Here is a 9,989-nt window from a genome sequence, read left to right on the forward strand (position 1 = left end):
TTCCAGGTAGTCGGCACCGCCCTTGCCGTCCAGAGTGTCGTTGCCGGCACCTCCGTACAGGTGGTCGTCCTGGCCTCCTCCATCGAGCGCATTGGCCTGGTCGTTGCCGAATCGCACGTAAGCCACGGGTGCGCCGTTGCGCGCCACGGCGGGCAGCACGGTAAGCGTCTGGTCCTGGGTCGACACCTCCGTGTCGTAGTAGTGGTATTCCAGCACGGTGCCGTTGGGGGTGATCCGGACCGGTTTTTCCACATCGCCCTTATTGGCGGTGGCCTTGGCCTGCACCAAGGCCAGCCGATCCGCATACCAGCCGGTGGAGAAATTCGCCAACCCTTGGGCCCGTTGCGCATCGGTCAGCTTGGCATCGGCATCCCACCGCTGCGCCAGTGTGGGGTTGGCGGCCTTGAGTTTGGCGATGGCCTGGGCATCGTCGGTCTTGATGGCGATCGGGCTCAGGGCATTGAGCGCGAGGAATGACGCGAACTGGGTTTTCCCATCGGCGGCCGTGATCTCGGACGCCGCAACGCTGCTCTTGCCCACCAGGGCCTTGTAGGCTTCGCTGTCGGTAACGGCCTTGAGCCGGGCATAGAAGGTGGTGCGGCCGCTGGTGCCATCGCCCTTGCCGTCCTCGGTCTGCGCCCAGGTGTTGCCCTCCAGGCTCCCTTTGAGGCGCGTGGCGCCCTGCCAGTTCAGTCCGAGCATGTCGCCCAGCGCGTTGACGACGTTCTCCAGCACATCGCCTTCGGCCTTGCCTTGCGTGCCGGTGCTCCAGCTCGCCTTCTTGTTGGAGGCCGCGCGCAGGAGGGCCGACGCCTTCTCCAGCGTGAGGCTCGGGTCCAACTGGGCCAGGGTCTTTTGCACGTTCAGCGAGTCCTGGATGAGCACCAGGCTGTGCGTGTCGCCAAAGTCGTTGTTGCTGAATTCAGGCACAAGCAACTTGATGTCGCCGGCCGCATTGGCGGTCGCCGCCAATGCGCCTCCGATGACCGCGCCGCGTAACAGGGGCTGGTCTTCGATAAACACGCCCTGTGCCTGGCCGTAGTGCAGTTGGGAGTTGGCCACGGCCGATGGGCGGGTATCGCCATACACGTCGTGGAAGTTGGGAATGACGGAGGAGCCTAGCGCACGGCCTAGCACGGCCTGCAATCCGCCGCCGAGGGTGCCTGCGGAGGGCGCGGTCTTGGTCTGCGCCGCCATCACGGCCAGTTGATAGTCCAGTTGCAGCGCCTGGATGTTGGCCGGGCCCTGGATGTTCAGGGGCGAGTCCGCGCCACCGCCGGAGGACAGGCCGGGCACGCGCTCGGCCTCCGCCTCGATGGTGGCGATCCGCTCCAGAGCGGCCTGGATCTTGCCCAGTTGCTCGTTGCGAGCCGTGGGCCAGTACACCGGAACGCCCGTTTCGGGCGAGTTGATCGTGGTGCGCAGCGCTTTCACGCTGGCGGCCGCGTCCTTGGCGGCCTGGGCGGTCACACCGGTAGAGCTGGCCCCGAAGAGCGCGCGGTACTTCTCGTACTGCACCTGGGCATCAGGCTCGGAGAACGCGATGGCGGTGCCCGAGGCGTTCTTGCGCTGCGCGTTGAAGTCGCGAATGACATCGGTCAGGCGCGTGCCCTGCTGGACGACGCCAACGCCCGCGCCGTTGAACGTATAGGTCTCTTTGACAGCGGTGTTCAGGGTGCCGTCTTCCACGCGCAAGAGGTTGAAAGCGGTGGCCAGGTGGCCGCCCAGGCTGTAGCCGGTGACGGCGATCTGCTGGCCTGCCGGGATCAGTCCTTTGGTTTTAAGACTGGCGTACCAGTCCTCCATGTCCGCGATCTGCCCGAACGCCCAGCCGTAGGGCTTGATCTCCATGCTGTTGGTGGCCTGATTGTCGCGCGCGCTGTCGTCCAGGAATTCGGTGGAGCGGAAGGACAGGACGAGGTCGCCGGCGGTGATGCCTTGGGTTTCGTCGCTCTTGATGGCTTGGAACAACGTTCCAGAAAAGCCGGTGGCGGTGTTGCTGATGTGTTGGGCAACGGTCCAGGTGTCCGCGAAATTCTTGGCTTCTGCTTCGGTGAATTTGCTGGAGCGGCCGTTGCCGTCGGTCAATCTGGCAACGTCTAAGGGCCTACCCTCGGTTTGACCAGGAAGAGAGACTTTGGGCAATATAAATGCCTCTGCCGCCATTTGCAGATTGGTGTACTTCAAGTGGGTTTGAATTTCGTTGGCCATTTCAATTTCCTTGCTTTGGCTTCAGGATTTGATCGACAAAAAATCGGGTGGGAAAGCGCTCGGCTATTCCCTTAATCTCCGGACAGGTGATTGCAAATCGCCAAGGCTGGCGATTACCTGCGTGACTACCAAAACCAGGCTCGAAGGAATACCAGGTTTTCTTGGCAATCAATTCCTGCGTCTTCGTATCCGTAATCATCACGGTGGTGCCTGCGATCCAATATTCCCGATCAGCCGGGTTGATGATGTTCTCGAAAGAGACGGCGTAGCGTGCAGGCGATTTAGTCAGCCGTTCTTTTGACACCTTCGAAGAAGGCGGGTCATTGAAAGAGTATCTATATATTCCATCATCCTCTTTGACATCAACATAAGAATAACCTTGAAAAACAAGGTAATTATTTGGATTCGTTGGCTCGCCGTTCAAATAACCTCGCTCAGGTGGAAATTGCTGATGCTCCCATTCGATAAAAGATCGGATATAAACATCTCCCCCGTATTGCTGCGCTAACCCTGCGTCTGGCCAATAAGGATCGGAATACATTTTGTACCGTTCTTCCGCCGAGCGCACATTCATCAATAGAACGCCATCAACCCCCTCGACCGTCCGATTAATCTTTTCCTCCGCACTTTTGCACCGCTCGTCGAATATCGCTTTGCCCTTGGCATATCGCTCCTTCATCTGCTGCTGAGTCAGAGTATTGTTTTTTTGGGCTTCCTCGGCGGCAAGGCGCCGTGGCTTGCCGACCAGTGCGATATAGCCCCAGATCAGCCCGCCCGCGAATAACACCACGACCCATAGCGCCCCCTTCTGCCTTCCCCTGGGTGATTTGTTGAAAAGAAAAACCAGCAACATGCAGAAAACGAATGCCCCGCAAATCACCCCGAGGATGAGTTTGAAAATATCGTTGGCATCGAAAGTCATGCCGGGCTCCTTGAATCAAATGCGTGTTTTGCCATAGCCCGACTTCCCTGCCGGCCGCTTGAATGCGTCGAAGCGCTCATCGTCGTTCCCTGGGTTCGATTATCTGAATCCAATTGCACTGATGCCCTAGTGCTGATTGCCTTGATTGCTACTCTTTCCATAGCAAACTAGTGGTTGCCGGCTCTGCCGCGTTTTCGCTGGCATGCCCGTATCGCATCGCTCACTGTTTTTCCCTTTCTTCCTTGGTTTCTTGAGTCAAATCGTGGTGGCGCGTGCAGCGCTTGGACACGCTGGTCGACACTCCGATGCCCACGACGGCTATTACGCCCCCACGGCGAGGGCTTCATTCCACAACACCGCCTGGGTCGCCGAAGCCGTTGCCGCAGTCCCCATCGCCGATGGCGCAAAGCCCGCCATGGCCTGCAGCAATTGCTGTGCGCTGCCTTCCAGTGCCATCGCGTGGGGTTGCTCCAATGCGCTGCTCATGGAGGGCGACCACTCCAGCGGCTTGGTCGTTCCTGCACCGTCCGTCACATCCGACAGCTGCATCGGCTTGGTGGACTCGAAGATCGCCAGCGCTTCGCTGTCGGTCGTATAGGGACGGGTGCTTTCCATGCTTGCTTCGCCCGCCGACCACTCCAGCGGCTTGGTGTGTTCCGAGAGCGCTGGGTCCTGTGCCGAGTCCATCCCCAACTCGTAGGCGTAGGGACGCATGCTCTCCACGCTGGCGAGGGTCTGCGAAGCCACCTCGGTGGCAACCAGTTCACCCAGCACGCCATCCCGGCCACGCGAATGCAGCGCCTCCAGATTCCATTGCACGGTGTCTGCGGCAGTGGTCGTCGCCTGTGCAATGTAGGCCTGCGTAAGCTCCGCTTCCTGCACGGCGGCAGAGAGTGCGGGCGCGGCGGCGGCGCCGCCTGCAGACGGCACCAGAGCGCTGGCGAGCTCCGCCGCGACGCTGGATTCGACATAGCTTTCCTTCCAGGGCGTCGCTCCCTGGGTGCCCTTGAAGCGCCACGAGACGGCGGGGGCGTTCTGGTTGTTGTTGTTGCTGCTCATCGGGATTCCTTTCGTTTATCAATAAATCTGTCAAAACCCCACGCCCATCGCATTCGCAGCCGCGGCTGTGCGATGGCTCGCAGGAGGTGTTTCGTCGTGCGGACACGCTGTGTGTGCTGCCTTGCCACGTTGGAAGGTGGCAAGTGGCGAGTGGCAACCGACGGCGGTCCCGTGGGCTGCGCTGATCGCGCCAGGGTGCCGTGAGCGCTACCGTCAGCGTTCTCTCAAGCTCTCGCTGCCCGCACGCTGGATGGGGCTGAGCAGGTATTCGATGACCCGCCGCTTCCCCGTTTTGATTTCCGCGGTCAAATTCATCCCCGGTGCCAGCCGGATCGGCTTGCCGTCCACGTCGATGTGGCTCTGGTTCAAGGTAATGAGCGCCGGGAAGATCGCGCCCCGCTTTTCATCGGTGACGGCATCCTGCGTCACCTTGTCCACCGTGGCCTTCACGGTGCCGTAGCGCGTGAACGGGAAGGTCTCCAGCTTGATGGCCACCTCCTGCCCTGGCACCACGAAGCCGATGTCCTTGTTTTCCAGCGTCACCTCGGCGCTCACGCCGGCGCTGTCGGGCACGATCACCATCAGCGCCTGGGCTCCGGTGACCACCCCGCCTTCGGTGTGGGCGGCCAGTTGCTGCACGGTGCCGGCCACAGGCGCCGTGAGCGTGGCAAGCCGCTCGCGCTGGGTGGCCTTGGCCAGTTCCTGGCCCGATTGCTGGCGCTTCAAGTCTGCCTGCGCCTGGCGATCGCTCAAGGCGCGGCGGGTTTCGGCCAGGTAGGCGCTGCGGGTTTGCTCGGCCTCGCGCAGCGCGGCCTGGGCTTCTTCCAGCCGGGCCTGCTGGGTGGCCAAGTCCCGCTCCAGTTCGATGCGCTCGCGCGTGCGGTCCTGGTTGGCGTGACCCGACATGAAGCCCTGGTCCGCCAGGGCCTTGAAGTCCTGCTCGCGCTGGCGCGCGATGGGCACGGTGGCCTCCAGCTTGCCGATCATGGCCCGCACGGTGGCCATCTCCGCCTGGCGGCGCTGGCGCTCGGCGGCCAGCTTGGCCAGCCGCGCGGTGATGTCGCTCCACTCGGCAGCCAGGTAGGCATTGGCCTCAGCGGTTTCTTCCCGGCTCCATTCGGTGGGAAGGTCCTTTGCGGTCAAACGAGCCACCACCGCACTACCAGCAAGGTTTTTTTGCTCCTGATTCGATAGCATCTGCTGCAGTGCCCGGCTGCGCACCCATTCCGAATCTGCGGACCGCCGCGCTTCGTGGAAGCTGGCCTTGTCGGCCCGCGCGGCGGTGGGGTCCAGCTCCAGCAAGGGCTGGCCGGCCTGCACGTGGTCGCCGTCCTTGACCAGGATGCGGCGGATGACACTGTTCTCCAGCGGCTGCACGAGCTTGGTGCGGTCGCTCACGATGACCCGCCCGGGCGCCACGGCCACGATGTCGATCTTGCCGAAGATGGCCCACAGCAACGCGATCACGAACAGTGCCATCAGCACGAAGGCGATGCGCCGGGGCGCCGGGTGAACCGGCGTTTCCTGCAGGCTCAACGCGGCGGGCAAAAAGGCCTGCTCGTCCGCCAGTCGCGAAGGGCCCGCCAGTTCGGCCCGGTGCGCCCAGGCGGCACGAAAGACGGCGCGGTAGCGGCCCAGCAGTTCGATGACGGGGTGTCGCTGCGTTTGGGGTTTGGCGACGTGGGCACTTACGGGGGCATTCGCAGGGGTATCCGACGCCACGGCAGCGCTGGCGATCACGGTGTCCGTCATGCGATCGCCCCTTCGGCAGCGGGAGCGGCCTTGCTGCCGTCCTGCATGCGCCACAGGTGGGCATACAGGCCCTGCTGCCGCTGGATGAGCGCATCGTGCGGCCCGGCCTCGACGATCTTGCCCTTGTCCATGACGATGATGCGGTTCGCGTGCCGCACGGCGCTCAAGCGGTGGGCGATGATGAGCACGGTGCGCCCTTGGCAGATGTGCGCCATGTTGCGCTGGATGATGGCCTCGCTCTCGTAGTCGAGCGCGCTGGTGGCTTCGTCCAGGATGAGGATGCGGGGGTTGGTGAACAGGGCCCGCGCAATGGCCACGCGCTGGCGCTGGCCGCCCGACAGGCTGCCGCCCTGCTCTCCCACCAGGGTGTCGTAGCCTTCGGGCAGTTCGCTGATGAAGTCGTGCGCGCCGGCCAGGCGGGCAGCGTGCACCACGGCTTCGATGGGTGCGGCGGGGTCGGCAATGGCGATGTTCTCGCGCACGCTGCGGTTGAACAGCAGGTTCTCTTGCAGCACCACGCCCACCTGGCGGCGCAGTTGGGCGGCATCGATGAGGCTGATGTCGATGCCATCGACCAGGATTCGGCCCTGCTCCGGCACGTACAGGCGCTGCACTAATTTTGTGAGGGTGCTCTTGCCCGAGCCCGAACGGCCCACGATGCCGATGACCTCCCCAGGCCGCACGTCCAGGCTGACGCCGCCCAGCACGGGCGAGGCCTCAGGCCGGTAACGAAAGTGCACGCCATCCAGGGTGATGCGGCCCTGGATGGGGGGCAGCTGCGCGGCGCTGGAGGGCGGCACTTCGGTGCGGGTGTTGAGGATGTCGCCCAGGCGCGCCATGGAGATGCCGGTCTGCTGGAAATCGGTCCACAGCTGGGCCATGCGCATGATGGGCTGGGCCACGCGCTGCGCGAACATGTTGAAGGCGACGAACTGGCCCACGGTGAGCTGGTTGTCCATGACGAGGTGGGCCCCGTACCAGAGGGTGGCGGCGTTCACCAATTTGCCGATCAGGTTGACGGCCTCGTGCGCCCAGGCGGCGACGTTCTGCGTCTTGAAGCTGGCGCTGACGTAGGCAGCCAGCTGGTTGTCCCAGCGGCGGGCGAACGAAGGCTCCAGCGCGCTGGCCTTGACGGTCTGGATGCCGGTGACGGTTTCCACGAGCATGGCCTGGTTCTCCGCGCCGCGCGCGAACTTGTGGTCCAGCCGGCGACGCAGCACGGGCACGATGGCCAGGCTCAAGCCGAAATACAGCGGAAGGCTGACCAGCACGATCAACGTGAGCGGCACGCTGTAGAACAGCATCACGGCGATGAAGATGACGGAAAACAGCACGTCCAGCACCACGGTGAGGGCGTTGCCGGTCAGGAAGCTGCGGATGTTCTCAAGCTCCCGCACGCGGGCCACCGAATCGCCCACGCGGCGCGCCTGGAAGTACGACAGCGGCAGTTGCATGAGGTGGCGAAACAGCCGCGCGCCCAGTTCCACGTCGATGCGGTTGGTGGTGTGGCTGAAGACGTAGCCGCGCAGGCCGTTCAGCAGACTCTCGAACACCACCACCACGACCAGGCCGATGACCAGCACGTCCAGCGTGGTCACGCCATGGTGGACGAGCACCTTGTCCATCACCACCTGGAAGAACAAGGGGCTGATCAGCGCGAAGAGCTGCAGCATGAAAGAAATCAGCAGCACCTCGCCCAGCAGCTTGCGGTGCTTGACGAGGCTGGGAATGAACCATGAAAAGTCGAACTTGGCCAGCTCGCCCGCCAGGCTGGCGCGGCTGGTGATGAGCAGCAACTCGCCGGTCCACTGCGCAGCGAAGTCTTCCAGGGATTCGATGGTGGGGCGGTTGCCGCCGGGGCCGGCGGAAGGGTCTTGCAGCAGCACACGCTGGCCGTTGCATTGCGCCAGGACGATGGCCCGCACCTCGCCGGCCGCGTTGCGCACCATGGCCAGGGCCGGCAAGGGGCTGAGGGCCAGTCGGTCAGTGGTGGTGACACTGATCTTGGCTTTCAGGCCGATGTGCTTGGCCGCCCGGACCAGGTCCTGCATCGTGGCGGTTTCGCTGGGCTGCAGGCCCATCTGGTGCCCCAACGTGGCCGGGTCGGCTGCGACTTGGTGCAGGCGGGCGACGAGGCACAGTGCTGCAATGCCGCTGTCACCCCGGCGGTCGATGGAGGGGCCGGTGTCCCGAACTTCCCCTGTTGATCCGCTGGCATCTGCCAGTGCATTTGCTACCACCATCGAACGCTCCTGTCTGTCGGAGGCGGCATGCTATTCGACAAAGTCGTGTAAATCTCTTGTATTTTTTGTACGCATTCCATTACAAGGCATGCACACAACACAAAACGAAACAATTTGACTTTGGTGGAAAGTTCAAATAATCGATTCAATTACCCATCGCACCGGGCATGTGATTTGCTTCTTTGTCCCGCATTCCTTTCAAGAAAGACGCTCCATGACCTCTCGCCGCCTCTTCACCGGCCGCCTGTTCTGCACCTCCCTGGCCATCTCCGCCACCTTGGGCCTGGCGCCCACGCTGGCCTTCGCGCAGGCCAAGCTGAAGGTGGCGGCGATCTACACGGTGCCCTATGAACAGCAATGGGTGAGCCGCATCCACAAGGCGCTCAAGGCGGCGGAAACGCGCGGCGAGATCGAATACAAGAGCAGCGAGAACGTGGCCAATGCCGATTACGAGCGCGTGATGCGCGAATACGCCACCGGGGGCAACCAGCTGATCTTCGGCGAGGTGTTCGGCGTGGAGGCCGCCGCGCGCAAGGTGGCCAAGGACTTTCCCAAGACGGCCTTCGTGATGGGCTCCTCGGGCAAGCCGCAGGCGCCCAATTTCAGCGTGTTCGACAACTACATCCAGGAGCCCGCCTACCTGTCCGGCATGGTGGCGGGCGGCATGACCCGCACGAACAAGATCGGCATGGTGGGCGGCTTTCCGATTCCGGAGGTCAACCGCCTGATGCACGCCTTCATGGCAGGCGCGAAGGAGGTGAACCCGAAGGCCGAGTTCACCATCACCTTCATCAACAGCTGGTTCGACCCGCCGAAGGCCAAGGAGGCGACCTTCGCCATGATCGACAAGGGCGCCGACGTGCTGTATGCCGAGCGCTTCGGCGTGTCCGACGCCGCCAAGGAAAAGGGCAAGCTGGCCATCGGCAACGTGATCAACACGCAGGCCCAGTACCCGGACACGGTGGTGGCCTCGGCGCTGTGGCACATGGAGCCCAGCGTGGACCGCGCGATCGCGCTGGTCAAGGAAGGCAAGTTCGCCGCCGAGGACTACGGCCCCTATTCGATGATGAAGCACAAGGGCTCCGAACTCGCGCCGCTGGGCACGTTCGAGAAGAAGGTGCCGGCCGAGGTCGTGGCCAAGGTGAAGGCCAGGGAGGCCGACATCCTGGCGGGCAAGTTCACCGTGAAGGTGGACGACAGCCAGCCCAAGTCCACGGCCAAGTGATGCGCGCGCGCTGCGCCGGGCGGAGCACGCTGCGTGGGTGAGTCCGCCGCCCGCCCGCCGTCGGCCGAGGCCGGGCCGCCCGTGCTGCGCCTTCACGGCATCACCAAGCGGTTCGGCCCGCTGGTCGCCAACGATGGCATCGACCTGACCCTCGCCCGGGGCGAGGTGCTGGCGCTGCTGGGCGAAAACGGCGCGGGCAAGTCCACGCTGATGTCGATACTCTTCGGCCACTACCGGGCCGACGCCGGGCACATCGAGGTCTTCGGCCAGCCGCTGCCGCCGGGCCAGCCCCGCGCGTCGCTGGCGGCCGGCATCGGCATGGTGCACCAGCACTTCACGCTGGCCGACAACCTGAGCGTGCTCGATAACGTGATGCTGGGCAGCGAGCCGCTGTGGCAGCCGTTCTCGCGCCGGGCCGCGGCCCGCGCGCGGCTGCTGGACGTCTCGGCCCGGTTCGGCCTGCCGGTGGCGCCCGATGCCCGCGTGGGCAGCCTTTCGGTGGGCGAGCGGCAGCGCGTGGAAATCCTGAAAGCGCTGTACCGCGGCGCCCGCATCCTGATCCTGGACGAGCCCACCG

General features: G+C 63.9%; 6 protein-coding genes and 1 pseudogene. 2 read left to right on the forward strand and 5 right to left on the reverse strand.

All coding sequences use genetic code 11. The annotated features are described in order from the left end of the window. The 5 genes and pseudogenes from AC27KI_RS14320 to AC27KI_RS14340 form a co-directional block, all read right to left on the reverse strand. Positions 1 to 2,088, reverse strand: a pseudogene (locus AC27KI_RS14320) (hypothetical protein); the annotation flags it as partial. A 124-nt stretch (positions 2,089 to 2,212) separates the two neighbouring features. Then, positions 2,213 to 3,133: a hypothetical protein gene (locus AC27KI_RS14325; protein ID WP_487114402.1), complete on the reverse strand. Its 921-nt coding sequence runs from the start codon at positions 3,131 to 3,133 to the stop codon at positions 2,213 to 2,215. A 321-nt stretch (positions 3,134 to 3,454) separates the two neighbouring features. Next, a complete protein-coding gene (locus tag AC27KI_RS14330; protein ID WP_487114404.1) occupies positions 3,455 to 4,192 on the reverse strand; it encodes a hypothetical protein in 738 nt (245 codons plus the stop codon). 213 nt (positions 4,193 to 4,405) lie between these two features. Next, positions 4,406 to 5,944, reverse strand: a complete 1,539-nt coding sequence (locus AC27KI_RS14335; protein WP_487114406.1) for an HlyD family type I secretion periplasmic adaptor subunit — start codon at positions 5,942 to 5,944, stop codon at positions 4,406 to 4,408. Beyond that, positions 5,941 to 8,187, reverse strand: a complete 2,247-nt coding sequence (locus tag AC27KI_RS14340) for a type I secretion system permease/ATPase (protein WP_487114408.1) — start codon at positions 8,185 to 8,187, stop codon at positions 5,941 to 5,943. Before AC27KI_RS14340 ends, AC27KI_RS14335 begins: the two co-directional genes overlap by 4 nt. Before the next feature lie 214 nt (positions 8,188 to 8,401). On the opposite strand from AC27KI_RS14340, the gene AC27KI_RS14345 reads away from it, so the two are divergent. Together AC27KI_RS14345 and AC27KI_RS14350 are read left to right on the forward strand one after the other, a co-directional pair. Beyond that, positions 8,402 to 9,412 carry a BMP family protein gene (locus tag AC27KI_RS14345; protein WP_284400379.1) on the forward strand — a complete coding sequence of 337 codons (1,011 nt, stop codon included), beginning with the start codon at positions 8,402 to 8,404 and terminating at the stop codon, positions 9,410 to 9,412. A gap of 33 nt (positions 9,413 to 9,445) precedes the next feature. Beyond that, a partial coding sequence (locus tag AC27KI_RS14350) for an ATP-binding cassette domain-containing protein (RefSeq protein ID WP_487114410.1) occupies positions 9,446 to 9,989 on the forward strand: 544 nt, incomplete at its 3' end.

It is taken from the genome of Acidovorax sp. KPB24-03, assembly GCF_057546605.1.

Bases quoted from the DNA above. Each gene is read 5' to 3' on its own strand.
- AC27KI_RS14325 (WP_487114402.1), bottom strand. From the start codon at position 3,133: ATGACTTTCGATGCCAACGATATTTTCAAACTCATCCTCGGGGTGATT.
- AC27KI_RS14330 (WP_487114404.1), bottom strand. From the start codon at position 4,192: ATGAGCAGCAACAACAACAACCAGAACGCCCCCGCCGTCTCGTGGCGC.
- AC27KI_RS14335 (WP_487114406.1), bottom strand. From the start codon at position 5,944: ATGACGGACACCGTGATCGCCAGCGCTGCCGTGGCGTCGGATACCCCT.
- AC27KI_RS14340 (WP_487114408.1), bottom strand. From the start codon at position 8,187: ATGGTGGTAGCAAATGCACTGGCAGATGCCAGCGGATCAACAGGGGAA.
- AC27KI_RS14345 (WP_284400379.1), top strand. From the start codon at position 8,402: ATGACCTCTCGCCGCCTCTTCACCGGCCGCCTGTTCTGCACCTCCCTG.